Below are 16,911 nucleotides of genomic sequence, written 5' to 3' on the forward strand. Positions count from 1 at the left end.
ATGAAAAACAATATTGATAAAATATATTCAAATGACATCTCACAATTTTCTAAAAATTATTTTGATTACTTGAAGTATGTACTTGATTGTATAGACATTTCTCAAATCAAAGTATTTGTTAATCTACTGCTTGCAGCGAGAGAGAGTAATTCGCAGATTTTTTTTATTGGAAATGGTGGTAGCGCCTCAACAGCAAGTCATTTTGCAAATGACCTAAGTATTGGGTGTAAGGCAACCCCTGCATTTAAAGCTATCAGTCTTTGTGATAATCAATCCATTATTACTGCAATAGCAAATGATTTTGGATATAGTCAGATATTCGTCAGGCAGCTCGAATCCTTGGCAAATGAGGGTGATTTACTAGTTGCTATTTCAGCCTCCGGGAATTCAGAGAACTTAGTTTTAGCATTGGAATATGCAAATAAAGTAAAGATGAAATCATGTTCATTGGTTGGATTTACAGGTGGAAAAATGAAGGAAATATCACAATATTGCATTCATATACCTACAGATATTGGGGAATATGGCCCAGCTGAAGATTGCCATCTAATAATTGATCACCTCGTAAGCTCCTATTTCATTAGATTACTAAAGAATGACTTATAGTCCAGAGTTGATTGATCTTGCAATAAATACAGCGAGAGAGTCTTTGCAGCATTTAAAAAATATCAATAATCGAGACTATTCTTTAATTCAATCGGAAGATTTACATGAATTAAAGTCGAAAATTGATATAGAGCTAAATATATTGATTGAAAAGAAATTAAAAAAAACGAATATTCCTATTCTTTCTGAAGAAGAATATGGAGCGGCAGATGTCGACACCATTACCAAGCCAAAACTTTGGTGGATAGTTGACCCACTGGATGGAACAATAAATTTTGTAAGAAATTTAGGCCCATGTGGTATTTCAATAGCTTTATATTCTGGCATGACTCCCTTGTTTGGGGTTGTTGTCGAATATCCTAGCGGGGATATCTATTGGGGGGGGAGAGGCGTTGGATCTTTTGTAAATGGGTCAAAAATAATTGTTTCAGATAAAAATGATCCAAGTATCAGTGTCGCTTGTACAGGAAAGCCATCTCGATTGATCTTAAATGAAACCATAACCCACATTTTAATAAATTTATTTAATTCTTTTGCAAAAATCAGAATGTTGGGATCTGCTTCAATATCGCTAATAAAATTAGCAAGGGGTGATATTGAGTTTTATTCAGAAAATGAAATAATGATATGGGATGTTGCAGCTGGTATAGCAATAGTAGAAGGAGCAGGCGGAGTAGTTAGTGCAATGCCAGGCAATCATCCATACGCATTAAATGTGACTGCAACGAATGGTAAGGTCGCTATAAATTGAAATTAAATATGAAAATCGGTGTTTGTTCACGATCATTTTCTAGAAATGGGAAATTGAGATCCTTACTTCAAGAGAAGTATTCTGATGTGAAATTTAATGAGTCAGGTAAGCAGTATGAGGGCGATGAACTTACAGACTTTCTTCTAGATCGAGATGCGGCAATTATAGGGCTTGAGAAAATAAATTTAGAAATTTTAAAAAATTTACCAAAGCTAAAGATTATTAGTAAATATGGCGTTGGTCTTGACATGATAGATCAAAATGCAATGGCACTAGAGGGTAGGCGCTTAGGCTGGACGCCAGGTGTAAATAAATTGGCTGTTGCTGAGCTTGCCTTATCATTTGCGCTTTCACTTGTTAGAAGAACCATGGTGGGAAATAGCTCTTTGATAAGGGGCGAATGGCTTCAATGCATAGGTGGCCAGTTAAGTGGAAAGACTTTTGGTGTGATTGGCTGCGGAAATGTAGGAAAGGAATTAATAAGACTTTTAGCACCATTTAATTGCAAAATAATTGTATTTGATAGGATTGAATACAGCGACTTTAACGCCAAATTTAATGTGATAAAGGCTGACCTAAAATTTCTTCTGAATGAGTCAGATATCATTTCTATTCACTTGCCACTGGACTCATCAACATCAAAGCTATTGAGTGATGATGAATTTAACGAGATGAAAAATAATGTAATGATCGTAAATACTGCTAGAGGAGGTATCGTAAGTGAAGAGTCCTTGCTAAAGTTTATGCGTAGTGGAAAAGTGTCGGGCGCAGCATTCGATGTCTTTGAGATAGAGCCTGCTACAAAAAATCCCTTGTTGCTATTAGATAGTTTTATAGGAACACCTCATATAGGAGGAAGTTCCGAGGAGGCAATATATGAAATGGGATTGGCGGCAATTAGAGGGCTAGAAAACAACACGGTGCCACTCATCAACATGAGTGAAAGCTGAGCGGTAATGCTTTTGTATGAAATTAATAGTTACTAAAGATGATGATAAATACATGCCCTCCCCGAATGAAGTGCTCGTACAGTGGTCATCATACAGAACTGGGGAAAGGATAATATCATTACCTCGAGTTATAGAGCAAAACACAGATCAGTTGAAAATAATATATTTAGAAAGGCTTAATTCAGTAGCAAATACTACTTTAGAAGGATATAAAGTATCTGATTGCTTTGATATATCAAACAAGTTCAATTACTGGAATGCCACTTCATTAATGCAGAAGTTTAATGCTGGCAAAGATTCAGAAATACTAGATGTAATTAAGCTTATCGCATTTAATGAATATGTAGTGAAAAAAAATGATAACAGTAACCAAATACTCATTATTGATAAGAATTTAAATAAATATTTTAAACAAAATAAATATAATAAATTTTTATTATATAAAAAATATATTTACGTTTTCATTTCAATAATATATTTTTTAATAAAAATATTAAGTAGATACATATATTTCAAATTTAATAATAGGCCTATTTTGAATTTAGAGGCAAAGATAGTATTTTTTGATGTATTAGCACACTTATATCCAAATAAAAAAGGATATTCTTTTGGCTATTGGGGGGTATTAGAGGAAAAAATTATTGAATGGGGAATCCCTGTTATATGGATGCATTCATATATTAAATCACCATTAACTAAGAATTATGCAAAAGCAATGAGCATAATAAACAACAAAAGAAATCAGGTAGATAAAGGAAGTCAACATTTTCTAACTGATTCCTTTATTAATGGGAGAGTCTTAGGCCAAACATTTTTATTGTATCTAAAGCTTTTATCCAATTCCAATAAATTTATAAATAAAGCACTTAATTCAGTTGATAAATTTGATGAATTATTTATTAATCATCAGTTTCACCCCATGGTAAAAAGTCTTTATGGTAAAGAAGCGATTGATTTTTGCTACAGATACTCTTTATTCGAAGAAGTCTTTTTAAAGCTAAATAAGTTAAATAAAGTATTCTTCTTGTATGAAAATCAACCATGGGAGCATGCGTTAATATCTGCTGGAAATAAGGTAGTTAAAGCTACTAATTACGGAGTCGCGCATAGCACCATCAGACCGTGGGACTTGAGGTATTTTAATCTAGAGAGTTTCGGGACTAAGGCAAATAACTCTAACAAATCAACCCCTGATATAATACTAGTTAATAGTAAAAATGCAAATGAACAGTTAAGCGATAAGAGATTAGTATTAAAAAAGATTATAGAGGTCGAAGCTTTGAGATATATGTATATAGATAAAATAAGAAAAAATTATACAAAGAAAAGTGGAAAATATAAAGTTATTGTTTATTGTGACTATTTAAAACTAAATACTATAAAAATTATCAATTGGATTGAAAAATTTGAAACTGAAAATATTGTTTCTTCATTTTTTGAGTTTACATTTAAAGAGCACCCTGCATATAAAGATCTAGTTAATGATAGAGTGAATGTAATAGATTATGGAATAGAAAAATCTATGGAAATACATGATATTGCAATTACAAGTTCATTGTCTTCAACTGCAATAGAATCAAGTGAAGTTGGATTAAAGGTATTGCAGGTGTTAGATGCAGATTCTTTTGATTTTAGTTTAGGCCGGTACAGTGAGTTTGAAATTTCTATTGCTCGGACTTATGATGAGTTTCAAAAATTCTTTTTAGATATTAGTTCAAAAACAAACTATTTTATCGGTAAAAATAACTATTTTGAGAGTTCTAAAAAATTAGAAAAATGGTATCGTATTCTAAATGATTAAAATAGTTAACGGAATAACATTATATGAAAAAATTATTAAATATTTTCAGATAATATTAATTGCAATTGTAGCAAATATCATAGCTTTTTCAATGATTAAAGATAATATTAATTTTTCATTTACAATACTTTCTGTTGTATTAATTATTTTATTAATATTAATTTATAATGATAAAGCATTAATACAAAACCCTCTTTCGCTTTGCCTACTCTTATATAGTTTTTTGTTTTTAGTTTTACCATTATTTTATATTTCTTATAAAGGTGATGAATATCAATACGGTAAAGCTTTCATGGTTGATGGAGTCTATCTTCATGAAACCAATTCATTTGGATTGATTGCCTTAATGCTATTTTATATAGCAAGCTGGTACGGCTTAAGAGTAAAAAAAAATTTAAAGGATCTAGAACCTGAAAAGATAAAATGGAAGTATTTAATTATAGCTATATTAACTATTTCAATTTATTCTATATTGAGAAAAATGGATTTTGAAATCTATAAGACTAGTGATTTTATACCTTCAGAAAGTATTATTTCTTATATTCTCTATGATAATGCGCTAATTTTGTTTATCTCCGCTTATTTTTTCAATTATTTAAATACTTGTAATTTTAATAAAAAAATTATTTATTTTTATTCTTTTTTTTTCATTTATTATGTTGTAGTGTTAACTTTATTTGGATCTAAGGCATCTGTATTGGTTATTTTTATTGAGATGATTTTGTTTCCACTTGCTCTTAGTCTTGAATTTAAGAATGCTAAGGTAATATCAATTGACATTAGAGGCTCAATTCTATTAGTACTTTCATCATTTTGGATATTTTACTTTGTCAATGAAATTAGACTATCAAACTTAAAATTAAATGTGTTTGATAGCTTGAATAGATTAATTGAATTTAACATTTTTATTGAAAATTTAAATAGGATTTTTCAAAGATTAGCTTGGGGATCTATTGATCAATACTTTTTAATATTTAATATGGTGTTTAAAGACAACTTTTTACAGGATAAAAAAATTGACTTTATAGAATATATTTTTAAATCTACTCTTAATTTAGTCTTGCCTGGTACTCCTTTTGTTGAAACAATAGCTCCTAGTTCTGAAATTCTATCGCTCTTGCTGAACGGAGGTGATATATTTAACTTGGTTGGTGATAAGCATTCATTATTTGCAACATATAATTCACAACCATATAGCTTGTTTGGACTTTTTTTACTTATCTTTGGATTTCTTTCACCCTTATTTCTATATTTTTATATGAAACTAATTTCTAGATTGTATTTCATGTCTAAAAATTTATATATAAAAATTACAATTTTATTACTTTTTATTAATAATTTGGTTTGCTTTGGGATTGATGCAGATATAAATAATGCAATGCATACATTTATCGCTGTCGGTGCTATATATTTCAGTTGTAAGTTCGCGAGCAAATTTAGATGAATTCTTATAGTATGTCTGTTGTAGTCCCAACAAAAAATAGGCCTAAGGATTTAATAAATTTTCTTAAATCACTTTCCAATCAATCTAATTTTCCTGCTGAATTAATAATCGTAGATCAAAGTGACGATTTGAGTCATATTGAAATTTGCAAGTCTCTCATTCCTTCTGATATTAACTTAATTTATATTCATAATAAAGATATTTCTGGTTTAGTTGAAGCAAAATATTCAGGCTATCTTCATAGCAATTACAATGTAATATGTTTTCTTGAGGATGATTTAATTTTAGATTCTGAATTTATTAATAATTTGTATTTAGGTTTTTTAGATAATCCTAATATGATTGGTTGTTCCGGGCTTATTACTAATAGCCCAAACAATTCTTTTTTTTATAATTTTTTTTATAATTTATTTCATTTGGGTATTTTTTACGATCCTAGGTTCAATCTAAAAAGGAATACAGATTTAAAATTTATTCCATGTTATATCCTTTCTGGCGGTATTACTGCCTGGAGAAGGTCTGTGTTTGATCTTGTCCCATTTGATTTAAAAAATAAATTTTTCATGTTGGAAGATTATGATTATTGTTCACGTGTTAACAAGGTTAAACTTGGTGATTGTTATATTAATACTTTAGCAAGAGTTACTCATCTATACTCACCTATCAATAGGCCTCAAGAAAATATAAGGTTAATGACTAAAACCAAGGAATATGTCTTGTTTTATAGGACTAGAAAATCTTGGGATTTTGCATTTATGAGCTTTTTATGGCTCTTAATAGGACTCTTTGCTGAATCTTTTTTAAAGTCAATTAAATCGTTATCGACAAATCCTATTGTCATGTTTTTTATTGGAATTAAGGAAGGTTTTAAACAGAACATTACTGTTATTGAAAAATCATGAGATCAGAGAATAAAGATGAAAAAACAATTGAGGGTTTTGGCAAGGAGTGGAAATTTTATTCCCAAAATAGATTAAGCGACTCTGATTCTAGGTCATACTTTAATGCATACTTCGAAATTTTCCCTTGGTCGAAAATTAATTCTGATTCAATTGGCGCAGACATTGGTTGTGGTAGTGGTAGATGGGCAAAATTTGTAGCGCCACGTGTTGGGCAATTAATTTGTATTGACCCTAGCAACTCTATTGATGTCGCTAAAGTTAATCTAACCGACTTTTCTAATTGTAAATTTATTCGAGCAACAATTGACCGCTCTGAAATCAGTCCAAGATCATTGGACTTTGCTTATAGTTTGGGAGTCCTGCACCACATTCCAGACACGGAGGCCGCTTTAAAAGATTGCGTTCGTCTTTTAAAAAGAGGGGCTCCTTTTTTAGTTTACTTATATTATGCCTTCGACAATAGACCTCTTTGGTTTAGATTATTATGGAAAATCTCAGATTTTATACGCCTCTTTGTTTGTAAATTACCATTTTTTTTGAAAATTATTATTACTCAATTGATTGCTTTTTTAATTTATCTACCTCTTTCAAGATTGGCACTGCTATTTGAGTATTTTGGTATGGAGGTGGGCTCTTTCCCCCTTTCTTCCTATAGGCGAGCTGGATTCTATGTGATGTGTACTGATTCATTGGACAGATTTGGTACTCGGCTTGAGCACCGTTACTCTAGGCTCCAAATACAGTCAATGATGGAGCATGCTGGCCTTGAAAATATTGTGTTTAGTGATAAATCCCCATATTGGTGTGCAGTAGGGTTGGTAAAATAATTATGTGTGGTGTTGCTGGCTTTATAAGTCCTAACCCCATATCTCTTTTAACTTCACGCAACATTTTAATCCGTATGATTAAATCAATTTCCCATCGAGGACCTGATGGCGAGGGTGTTTGGGTGTCCGCAGATGCTAAAGTTTCATTGGGTCATCGAAGATTGTCCATTTTAGATTTAACATCAGCCGGTCATCAGCCAATGTTTTCAGCTTTTGGTAGATTTGTAATTACATTTAATGGTGAGATTTATAATGCTAGCGAGTTAAAGCAAATACTTCTTGAAAACAGGAGGAATCCATGTATTGATTGGAGAGGGCACTCAGATACTGAAGTATTTGTGAACCTAATTGAGGCCTTTGGTGTAGAAAAAGCTGTAACTATGTCTTCCGGGATGTTTTCATTTGCAGTTTTTGATTTACAAGAGGAAACTTTAATCCTTGGAAGGGATAGAGTTGGGGAGAAGCCCCTGTACTATGGATGGCAAGGTGATGCGTTCATTTTTGCCTCTGAACTCAAGGCAATTAAACAGCACCCTAAATTTTGTGGTGTTATTAATAGAACCGCCTTGTATCAGTTTATTCAATTGGGCTACGTCCCAGCACCACTTTCAATTTATAGCCAAATATTCAAATTAGAGCCAGGATATTTGTTAGAAATAAATCTAAAAGGAGAAGTAATTAGTAAGAAACCTTACTGGGAATTAGATATTCAAAAAAAATATTTGCAAGGGGATATTATTTCCAGCTCAGATAACCTAGAGAGGATTTTATTAAATGTCATTGATCTCCAAATGAAGGCTGATGTTCCCGTCGGCGCCTTTTTATCTGGAGGGATTGACTCTTCTCTAATATGTACATTAATGCAGAAAAATTCGAAGACCCCAATTCAAACTTTTACAGTAGCATTTAACGAGGAGCAATATGATGAATCTAGGCATGCAACAGCAGTTGCAGATGCAATTGGATGTGAAAATAATCGTATATACCTAACTGGTCAAATTGCTTCTAAGATTGTTCCAGATATTGCATTGAAGTTTGATGAGCCGTTTGCAGATTCATCGCAGATACCTACATTTTTATTGGCTGATTATGTAAAAAGAAATATAAAAGTTGTTTTAACTGGAGATGGGGGGGATGAGTTGTTTGGGGGATACAACAGACATATCAGCGCTCATTATCATCTTCCAAAAATAACTGCTATACCTTATTTTTTTAGAGGAATTGTCCATAGAGTTATGGCAAGTATGAGTGTGCCTAATGTCGATAAGGCTCTGCAAATAGCAAAAATTTTATTTAAAAAATTTGAGGAGCCAGGTGAGTTTGTGGATAAATATTACAAAGTTGTTGATGCAATCGGCGCTAAAACTTCAAAAGAGTTATATTTAAAATTAGTGAGTCAGTCTTCAGATATTTCATCCTTGATGTCATACTCCGATGTGGGGTGGGATACCTCATACTTTGATGCCCATCCACGTCTAAGTGTGGCAATGAAAATGATGTTAGAGGACTTCCACGGGTATCTTCCGGATGATATTTTGGTAAAGTCCGATCGAATGACTATGTCGGTTGGTCTCGAGGCTAGGATGCCATTTTTAGACCGAAGGGTGATTGAGTTGGCATTCGCATTGCCTGATGATCTAAAGTTCAATAACGGTTCAGGTAAATATATTCTTAGAAAAATTCTTTCGAAATATCTAGACGAAGACATGTTTAATAGAGCCAAAAAAGGTTTCTCAATGCCTTTGGCAGAATGGTTAAGAGGTCCACTTAAAGAATGGGCGGAATCTTTATTGTCGGCTAGGGAGTTAAAAAAACATAGTCTATTTAATGCTGAATTCATTCAAAAGAAATGGTCAGAGCATTTAAGTGGAAAGAGAAATGCGGAAAAGATCTTGTGGCCAATCCTAATGTTTCAGTCTTGGTACATTGCAGAAGAAATATAAATTAATAGTTTTAGGAAGCTGACAATGGTTAAGTTAATGCGCAATTCGCTTGTAGGTAAAAAAATAGCTGTAGTTGGTTTGGGGTACGTTGGGCTTCCGCTGGCAATTGAGTTTGGAAAAATATATGAAACAGTTGGATTTGATATAAATCCGGAAAGAATTACTGAGCTTAAAAATTCAATTGATCGCACGGGAGAGATAGAAAAAGTACTTTTTAATGATTCAACTTGTTTGAAATTTTCAAGGGATCCATCAGACTTATCCGACTCAGATTTTATTATTATTGCAGTGCCGACCCCGGTTGATGGGCGTAGCGATCCTGACTTGTCTTATTTGACTTCGGCCTCCAAATTGGCGGCGGCAGTAATGAAAAAAGGAGTTACTGTTATTTATGAATCAACTGTCTATCCAGGCGCAACAGAGGAAATATGTATTCCGATCCTAGAGTCAGTATCGGGTATGAGGTGGTTGAATGACTTCAATGTGGGATATTCTCCAGAAAGAGTAAACCCTGGCGATCGAAAAAGGACGCTTGTTGACATTACTAAAGTTGTATCCGGCGATACTAGTGAGACACTTGAAGTGTTGGGTGAATTATATGGATCAGTGGTTAAGGCTGGCGTATATTTAGCTGGGAGCATTAAAGTGGCTGAGGCGGCTAAAGTTATAGAAAATACTCAGCGAGACTTAAATATAGCACTTATGAATGAGTTATCAATTATCTTTCATAAGCTTGGCTTGGACACGGAGGAGGTTCTTAAGGCGGCAGAAACTAAATGGAATTTCATCCCATTTAGGCCGGGTTTAGTTGGTGGGCATTGTATTGGAGTGGACCCGTACTATTTAACTTATAAAGCGCAGCAAATGCAATATCAACCTGAGGTTATCTTGGCTGGCAGAAGGATCAATGATAATATGGCAAATTATGTCGCTGAACAGTTAATCCGCATATTTTCTAGCAATAACACTAATATAGAATCATCTCGAGTCGCCATATTGGGCTTGACTTTCAAAGAGGATTGTTCTGATATTAGAAACTCAAAGGTTTTTGATTTATACAATTCATTAACTGGCTTTGGATGTAAGGTGTATGCGCATGATCCATTGGCTGATCAAAACGCTGTAATGCATGAATACGGGATTGCAGTTAATTTTTGGGATGATGTACCTGAAAATATCGACGCCGTAATTTTAGCAGTTCCTCATTTGCATTATCTTCAAATGCCTTTTTCATCCTTAACACATAAGTTAAGATCGAAAGGAGTTTTTATGGATCTTAAGTCAAAGTTTACGAATTTAGATTATTGCGAAGGTGATTATGATATATGGAGGCTTTAGATTATTCAATGTCAAATTATTCTAAAGTCCAAGGTAGGTTAAAAGCCAATTCAAAAAAATGGTTGGTAACAGGTGTTTGTGGATTTATTGGCTCAAATCTTTTGGAGGAGCTATTGAATTTGGATCAATATGTAATTGGTATTGATAACTTATCAACAGGTTATATAGAAAATTTGCATGAGGTTAAAAATACTGTAGGTCAAAAGAAGTGGGATAACTTTAAGTTTCTTGAATTTGATATTTTAAATTTGGAAAGTTGCATGAAGGCCTGCGAGGGGGTAGATTATGTTTTGCATCAAGCGGCTCTGGGATCAATTTCTCGGTCTATCAAGAACCCCTTAGGAACAAATGCAGTAAATATAAACGGGTTCTTAAATATGCTGTTCGCGGCTAAATCATCCTCTGTTTCCAAGTTTGTCTATGCTTCATCCAGCTCTGTGTATGGCGATCATCCAGATTTACCAAAAGTTGAGACAAAAATTGGTAAGCCATTATCACCTTATGCAACAACAAAGTTATGTGATGAGCTTTATGCGGAAGTTTTTAGACGGACGTATGGCCTCGATGTGGCTGGGCTTAGGTACTTTAATGTTTTTGGAAAAAGACAAAATGTTAATGGAGAATATGCGGCAGTAATTCCAAAGTGGATATCTGCTGTTATTAAAGGCGAGGGTATTGATATATATGGCGATGGTGAAACAAGTAGGGACTTTTGCTATATAAAAAATGTTATTCAAGCAAATATACTTGCAGCAGTTAGCGAACATAAATCTGAATCTGATAAAATTTATAACATTGCAGTTGGAGATAGGACTACCCTTAATGACCTCATTAAAATTATCACCCAAGTAGTTGCAAATAAAATTGGGCCTTCTCAGACTTCACGTATTAACTATGGAGATTTTAGAGTGGGAGATATTAGGCATTCATTAGCAGAAATCTCAAAGGCTAAAAGAGATATAGGGTACGCACCGCAGTACGATTTGATGTCCGGGATTATCGAGACTGTAGACTGGTACTGCAATGATTTGGTTTAAATAAAAATGGCCAAGGTCATTTTTGTTGGGCCAAACTTAAGGTCAATAATTAATTTTCGCAAAGAGTTAATAGAAAAAATCTTAGAATGTGGACATGAAGTTATTGTAATTGCTTCTAACGAAGATTTAGACGCTACACATGTTGACTGCCTCAAAAAAATAGGTGTTGAATTTATGGGATATCCATTAAATAGAAGTGGGTTGAATGTTTTCTTTGATCTATATAGTCTTTTTACACTTTATAAAATACTAATCGTCAAAAAGCCTGAAGTGATATTGGCATTTACAATTAAATCGGTAATTTGGGTTGGTCTGATTTCTCATTTTTTTAAAAGCTTTAAGTTCTTTGCATTAATAACAGGCCTTGGATATGCATTTAATTCAGATTATCTCCTAGGCGATCCTTTAAAAAAAATAGCCTCTTCACTTTATAGAATCTCCCTAATTAGATCTAAGGGTGTGATTTTTCAAAACATTGATGACTTAAATTATTTTAATAATGAAAAAATTATATGTAAAAGTAAAAGTCATAAAGTATCTGGATCAGGTGTTAATCTAAATTTTTTTGAATATAAACCTTTACCTAAGTCCGAATTAACTTTTCTGATGGTGGCTAGGTTGTTGCACTCAAAAGGAGTGCTTGAGTATTGTTACGCAGCAGAAATAATGAAGAAAAAAAATCCAGAACTTCGTTTTTCAATCTTGGGTGCATTTGATCCTTCTCCCGACGGCATTAAACGAGAGATCATAGATAATTTTTCTGAAAGTGGGGTTGTTGAATTTATTGGCGAAGTGAATGATGTTCGTCCTTATATAGAGTCTTGCCATATTTTTGTTCTACCTTCCTATCATGAGGGATTACCTAGAAGCACATTGGAAGCAATGGCAATGGGGAGACCAATCATTACTACTGATGTTTCAGGTTGCAGAGATACCGTCATTAATGGTGTTAATGGTTATCTTGTTGAGCCGAGAGATATAAATTCTTTGGTTTGTGGTATTGAATTAATTCTCTCTAATAAGTCAGAGCTGGAAAGAATGGGTCACAAGAGCAGAAGGCTCGCCGTCGAGGTTTTTGATTCTAGATTAGTTAATATCGATATGATAAATATCATGAATCTAAGCTGATCTTAATGTCTAATCATATTAAAGTATATTTTGCGATGACTGGCTTCAAATAACCTGTGAAGCAGTGATCTTTTTCCCCTTGATTGCGAAGATTGCATTTAGATATTTTTTGGGGTCTTGAGCAATAACGCTATAAAAATTTATCTATTGATGCCATATGAAAAACTTAAAAATAAAAAGATCTTTCGATTTGATATTTGCTTCATTTCTATTATTATTTTTTTTGCTCCCAATGGCGTTGATTTTTATAGTAATAAAGTGCAGTTCAGCTGGAACAGCTTTGTATTGGTCCGACCGGGTAGGTAAGAATAATATACTTTTCCGAATGCCCAAATTCCGAACTATGACTGAAGGGGCGCCAGTAGTTGCCACCCACTTACTTTTAGATTTTGAAAGTCACATGATTAAAGTGGGTCCATTTTTAAGGAAAACCAGTCTTGATGAATTGCCGCAACTATGGAGTATTTTAATTGGCGATATGAGCTTTGTAGGGCCGCGTCCAGCGCTATTTAATCAGGATGACTTAATCACCTTGCGCACTCATTATGGGGTTAATAAGTTATTACCGGGATTAACAGGATGGGCTCAAGTGAATGGCAGAGATGAATTATCGATCCCAACAAAAGTTCAATTCGATTTGGAGTACCTCCAAAAACAGTCTTTCATGTTTGATATAAAGATATTACGGCTAACCCTCTTAAAGGTTGCCTTTCTCTCTGGAGTGTCTCATTAACTTTAGTTGTTAAATTCAATCAACCAACTAATTTTTTTTCTCCACTAATTTATTTAGATTGATAGCTATTAACTAAGACTTGATAATCTTAGTAAATCTTCAATTGAAATGGGTAATCTTCGCCATTAATGCTCATAATTCCTTTCATTAAGATATGTAATTTATAATAATTGCATGCTAATCTATGATGCTAAACAGTTTTTATTAAATCTACCACGCTCAGTTAAGAGGGGTTTGGTGATATTGTTCGATCTCCTAATTTGTGCTTTTAGTGTTTGGCTTGCGCTTGGGCTTCGATTGGATCAATGGGGTCAGCCGCAAGGTAAGCAGTGGCTTCTTTTCTTTGCCACTATTAGTATTTCATGCCCCCTATTTATTATATTTGGTTTATATCGGGCTATTTTTAGATTTATTGGTACATTGGCTTTTCTATCGATAGTGCGCGTTTTCATTATTTATACAGTATTGATTTTCTCTATATTTACTATTATCGGTGTGGGTGATGTGCCTCGCTCAATTGGTATCATCCAGCCTATCCTATTATTTATCGGAATTGGATCTAGTCGATACTTTGTTCGCCATTGGTTAGGTAGTATAAATTATGTTGGGCAATCCTTAAATCGGGCTCAGTCCGCTGCCTTAATTTATGGGGCTGGCTCAGCAGGCCGTCAATTGGCAGCTGGTTTGTCTACAAGTAAAGAAATATTGGTCAAAGGTTTTTTTGATGATGATTCTAATTTGCAGGGAAGCACTGTTAATGGAATCCTTGTGTACCCTAATATTGATGTACGTAATCTAATTCGTCGATTAGGTATTACAGAAATACTTTTAGCGATTCCTTCGGCAAGTCAAAATCGCAGAAATGAAATCATTGGCTCTTTAAATGGTTTGGGGGTACGTGTTCGAACCTTACCTGGAATGCTCGATATGGTCTCTGGTCGAGTCAGAGTCACCGATTTGCATGACTTGGATATGAACGACTTGCTGGGTCGTAAGGTGGTTGATCCGGATGTTACATTGTTGGAAAAAAATATTCGCAATAAGGTTGTTCTGGTAACTGGAGCAGGTGGCTCCATTGGTGGTGAGCTCTGTCGACAAATTATTAAGTTTTCGCCAAAATCGCTGATTTTGATTGATATCAGCGAACATTCTCTTTATCAAATTAATGAAGAGTTACAGAAAGTTGCTTCTCTGCAGGTAAATGACTTTGAAGGAGGAATGGCAATCGGGGACGCTCAGCCAACCCTCATTAAAGATGTATCAATTAAACTGATTCCCTGTATGGCATCAGTTAGAGATGCCGGGCTAATGCACAAGATATTTAGCGCTCATCAGCCCGATACTGTCTTTCATGCGGCGGCATATAAGCATGTGCCTTTGGTAGAGAAAAATCCCGCTGAAGGCATTAGGAATAATGTTTATGGAACTCTAGTCTGTGCTCAGGTAAGTTTAGAGTGTTGCGTATCCCAATTTATTTTAGTGAGTACAGATAAAGCGGTTAGACCAACTAATATCATGGGGGTGAGTAAGCGTATTGCTGAGCTGGTGTTGCAGTCAATGGCCGACAATACAACTAAAGAGCGCCACATGACCAATTTCTCTATGGTACGTTTTGGGAATGTGCTTGGGTCATCAGGCTCTGTGGCACCACTTTTCAGCGCTCAAATTGCGGCAGGCGGCCCCATTACATTAACTCACCCTGAGGTTACTCGGTATTTCATGACCATTCCTGAGGCAGCGCAGTTGGTTATTCAGGCTAGTGCAATGGCTGTTGGCGGAGATGTATTTGTATTAGATATGGGGGAGCCCGTCCGCATCCACGATTTAGCTGTCAAGATGATTTATTTGTCAGGATTATTGGTCAAAGATAAGGCTCACCCTCATGGCGATATTGAGATTGCTGTCACTGGTCTGCGACCAGGAGAAAAGCTCTATGAAGAACTTTTGATTGGTGACAATCCACAGCCAACGAGTCACCCAAAAATTATGAAGGCGCATGAAGAGTTTTTACCTTGGAATAAATTACAGCAGGAACTTGATAGACTTAATTTTGCCTTAGATGTTTCTGATGGTCAGTTGATTGTAGGAATAATTAAAAATTTAGTGCCTGGCTATCAGCCAACTAGTGATACGGTTGATTGGAATGGGGGTTCTAAACTATGAGCGTCCAATTACTCAGAATTAATTCTGAATTCATTATTGTGGTATTTTTCAAAAGTAACACCCCCTAAGAATATTTTTTTGATTTTTTGAAAATATAGGATTCACTGTATATTAACTTCTTATTAAAAAGAAAAAATCTGAAGCAGGCATTAAACTTAATGATTCGTTTAAAGTAACTTTGAATATTTCCCTCTTATCATATTTCTTTTACGGAACTGTGCTCAAGAATAGGTATTCAAAGAAAATAATTAGGTACACCACTCCTTGCAGCAGATTAGTTCTGCTAGTTGCCAATGTAAATGCGCCAATAAAGAGGGGTGGGCACAGTAACACTATATTGAGATTGCTAATACCTAGACTCAATGGAAGATTGAAGCAAATTTCTATTGCTACCACGGTAGGAATAAATAGTTTAATGCTGGCTAAAGCGTAACATAGGGCCAAGTTAAGACTACTCTGGAGTCGATTGCTCGTTTAGCTCTGACGGCTGCATAAGCTTCAGGCATTACGACTAGCATCGCAATTACTATCCCACTACAGTCTTTGGGGCTCCCGTGACTCTCACTCCGGCCTCAATGGCTTGATTGAGTACTTCTGCCAAACTAACCACTGCTGCAAGCAGGACAAACAAAAAGACTGCGCTATTACTGGTTTTGAGTGTGCTAGGTTTGGCAGTATATAAAGTGCCATTCGTCTTTTGATCTTCTGTCTTGGGGAGGTAGTAATCCCGATGAGCCATTGTTCGGAAAAATAAGAGGGCGCTATAAATGGTGAAAGAGGTGATACCCAAAAAGCTAGCTAACTCTTGGTGAAGACAGGGCTCGGGATGCCAATAGTTACCATAGGCATCACCAAAATAAATGTAGCTAATGCATAAGAACTGGTAGCCCAGGATTAGTACCCTCATTACGGAATATCATTTCATAATGTTTTCAGTCGACCATGAAGATGCATAGTCCAATTACCCCGTTAACAACAATCATGACTGTTGCAAAGACGGTATCATAGGCAATAAATTCAGAGCCTTCGCGCCCTTCCAGCATCATGATAATGATCAGAGAGACTTCATAATGGTGACGCTAATTGAGAGTACCAGGGTTCCATAGGGCTTACCGGTTTTATGCGCTATGACTTCAGTATGGTGAACTGCAGACAAGACAGCACCAATCAGGGTGGAGCCTATTAAGGCAATAAACCAAGTTTGGCTCAGCAAATGTGTCATATGGCTATCTCGGTGTAGAGCTCCAATTCAGGTTAAGCTTAGGTGGGTAAGACTTCTATTTAAAAA

The 16,911-nt window shown here is 34.8% G+C and carries 15 protein-coding genes; 13 read left to right on the forward strand and 2 right to left on the reverse strand.

All coding sequences use genetic code 11. The features are described 5' to 3' along the window. From ICN22_RS07875 to ICN22_RS07935, 13 genes are all read left to right on the forward strand, one after another. Positions 1-606 (forward strand): D-sedoheptulose-7-phosphate isomerase, encoded by a 606-nt coding sequence (locus ICN22_RS07875; RefSeq protein WP_216169901.1) that lies wholly within the window; start codon positions 1-3, stop codon positions 604-606. Next, a complete protein-coding gene (locus tag ICN22_RS07880; RefSeq protein ID WP_216169903.1) occupies positions 596-1,357 on the forward strand; it encodes an inositol monophosphatase family protein in 762 nt (253 codons plus the stop codon). Before ICN22_RS07875 ends, ICN22_RS07880 begins: the two co-directional genes overlap by 11 nt. An 8-nt stretch (positions 1,358-1,365) precedes the next feature. After that, entirely contained in the window at positions 1,366-2,307 is a 942-nt protein-coding gene (locus tag ICN22_RS07885) for a phosphoglycerate dehydrogenase (RefSeq protein WP_216169905.1), read from the forward strand. A gap of 16 nt (positions 2,308-2,323) precedes the next feature. Further along, on the forward strand, positions 2,324-4,108 hold the full coding sequence (locus ICN22_RS07890) for a hypothetical protein (protein WP_216169907.1): 1,785 nt from the start codon (positions 2,324-2,326) through the stop codon (positions 4,106-4,108). Then, positions 4,101-5,552 (forward strand): hypothetical protein, encoded by a 1,452-nt coding sequence (locus ICN22_RS07895; protein WP_216169909.1) that lies wholly within the window; start codon positions 4,101-4,103, stop codon positions 5,550-5,552. The genes ICN22_RS07890 and ICN22_RS07895 overlap by 8 nt, the downstream gene beginning before the upstream one ends. Positions 5,553-5,563: 11 nt before the next feature. Then, positions 5,564-6,454 (forward strand): glycosyltransferase family 2 protein, encoded by an 891-nt coding sequence (locus tag ICN22_RS07900; RefSeq protein WP_216169911.1) that lies wholly within the window; start codon positions 5,564-5,566, stop codon positions 6,452-6,454. Then, complete coding sequence (locus ICN22_RS07905) at positions 6,451-7,281, forward strand: class I SAM-dependent methyltransferase (protein ID WP_216169913.1); 831 nt, start codon at positions 6,451-6,453, stop codon at positions 7,279-7,281. Before ICN22_RS07900 ends, ICN22_RS07905 begins: the two co-directional genes overlap by 4 nt. A 2-nt stretch (positions 7,282-7,283) precedes the next feature. Next, positions 7,284-9,224 (forward strand): asparagine synthase (glutamine-hydrolyzing), encoded by a 1,941-nt coding sequence (gene asnB, locus ICN22_RS07910; RefSeq protein WP_216169915.1) that lies wholly within the window; start codon positions 7,284-7,286, stop codon positions 9,222-9,224. 24 nt (positions 9,225-9,248) lie between these two features. After that, entirely contained in the window at positions 9,249-10,562 is a 1,314-nt protein-coding gene (locus tag ICN22_RS07915; RefSeq protein WP_255533905.1) for a nucleotide sugar dehydrogenase, read from the forward strand. A gap of 8 nt (positions 10,563-10,570) precedes the next feature. Then, the gene (locus ICN22_RS07920; RefSeq protein WP_216169917.1) at positions 10,571-11,599 is read left to right on the forward strand and encodes an SDR family oxidoreductase; all 1,029 of its coding nucleotides are present in this window, start codon (positions 10,571-10,573) and stop codon (positions 11,597-11,599) included. A gap of 6 nt (positions 11,600-11,605) precedes the next feature. Continuing rightward, the gene (locus ICN22_RS07925; protein ID WP_216169919.1) at positions 11,606-12,727 is read left to right on the forward strand and encodes a glycosyltransferase family 4 protein; all 1,122 of its coding nucleotides are present in this window, start codon (positions 11,606-11,608) and stop codon (positions 12,725-12,727) included. 172 nt (positions 12,728-12,899) lie between these two features. Then, on the forward strand, positions 12,900-13,460 hold the full coding sequence (locus ICN22_RS07930; RefSeq protein WP_216170460.1) for a sugar transferase: 561 nt from the start codon (positions 12,900-12,902) through the stop codon (positions 13,458-13,460). Positions 13,461-13,634: 174 nt separating this feature from the next. After that, the gene (locus ICN22_RS07935; RefSeq protein WP_216169921.1) at positions 13,635-15,623 is read left to right on the forward strand and encodes a polysaccharide biosynthesis protein; all 1,989 of its coding nucleotides are present in this window, start codon (positions 13,635-13,637) and stop codon (positions 15,621-15,623) included. 526 nt (positions 15,624-16,149) lie between these two features. Here ICN22_RS07935 and ICN22_RS07940 read toward each other — a convergent pair. Then, on the reverse strand, positions 16,150-16,530 hold the full coding sequence (locus ICN22_RS07940; RefSeq protein ID WP_216169923.1) for a calcium:cation antiporter: 381 nt from the start codon (positions 16,528-16,530) through the stop codon (positions 16,150-16,152). Between the two features lie 147 nt (positions 16,531-16,677). Continuing rightward, positions 16,678-16,845, reverse strand: a complete 168-nt coding sequence (locus ICN22_RS07945) for a hypothetical protein (protein ID WP_216169925.1) — start codon at positions 16,843-16,845, stop codon at positions 16,678-16,680. Positions 16,846-16,911 lie beyond the last annotated feature (66 nt).

The sequence above is a fragment of the Polynucleobacter bastaniensis genome, assembly GCF_018882205.1.
Taxonomy (GTDB): Bacteria; Pseudomonadota; Gammaproteobacteria; order Burkholderiales; family Burkholderiaceae; genus Polynucleobacter; species Polynucleobacter bastaniensis.

What these genes read in the sequence shown, in the direction of transcription:
- ICN22_RS07875 (WP_216169901.1), top strand. Translation starts at nt 1, where the DNA reads ATGAAAAACAATATTGATAAAATATATTCAAATGACATCTCACAATTT.
- ICN22_RS07880 (WP_216169903.1), top strand. Translation starts at nt 596, where the DNA reads ATGACTTATAGTCCAGAGTTGATTGATCTTGCAATAAATACAGCGAGA.
- ICN22_RS07885 (WP_216169905.1), top strand. Translation starts at nt 1,366, where the DNA reads ATGAAAATCGGTGTTTGTTCACGATCATTTTCTAGAAATGGGAAATTG.
- ICN22_RS07890 (WP_216169907.1), top strand. Translation starts at nt 2,324, where the DNA reads ATGAAATTAATAGTTACTAAAGATGATGATAAATACATGCCCTCCCCG.
- ICN22_RS07895 (WP_216169909.1), top strand. Translation starts at nt 4,101, where the DNA reads ATGATTAAAATAGTTAACGGAATAACATTATATGAAAAAATTATTAAA.
- ICN22_RS07900 (WP_216169911.1), top strand. Translation starts at nt 5,564, where the DNA reads ATGTCTGTTGTAGTCCCAACAAAAAATAGGCCTAAGGATTTAATAAAT.
- ICN22_RS07905 (WP_216169913.1), top strand. Translation starts at nt 6,451, where the DNA reads ATGAGATCAGAGAATAAAGATGAAAAAACAATTGAGGGTTTTGGCAAG.
- asnB (WP_216169915.1), top strand. Translation starts at nt 7,284, where the DNA reads ATGTGTGGTGTTGCTGGCTTTATAAGTCCTAACCCCATATCTCTTTTA.
- ICN22_RS07915 (WP_255533905.1), top strand. Translation starts at nt 9,249, where the DNA reads ATGGTTAAGTTAATGCGCAATTCGCTTGTAGGTAAAAAAATAGCTGTA.
- ICN22_RS07920 (WP_216169917.1), top strand. Translation starts at nt 10,571, where the DNA reads ATGTCAAATTATTCTAAAGTCCAAGGTAGGTTAAAAGCCAATTCAAAA.
- ICN22_RS07925 (WP_216169919.1), top strand. Translation starts at nt 11,606, where the DNA reads ATGGCCAAGGTCATTTTTGTTGGGCCAAACTTAAGGTCAATAATTAAT.
- ICN22_RS07935 (WP_216169921.1), top strand. Translation starts at nt 13,635, where the DNA reads ATGCTAATCTATGATGCTAAACAGTTTTTATTAAATCTACCACGCTCA.
- ICN22_RS07940 (WP_216169923.1), bottom strand. Translation starts at nt 16,530, where the DNA reads ATGAGGGTACTAATCCTGGGCTACCAGTTCTTATGCATTAGCTACATT.
- ICN22_RS07945 (WP_216169925.1), bottom strand. Translation starts at nt 16,845, where the DNA reads ATGACACATTTGCTGAGCCAAACTTGGTTTATTGCCTTAATAGGCTCC.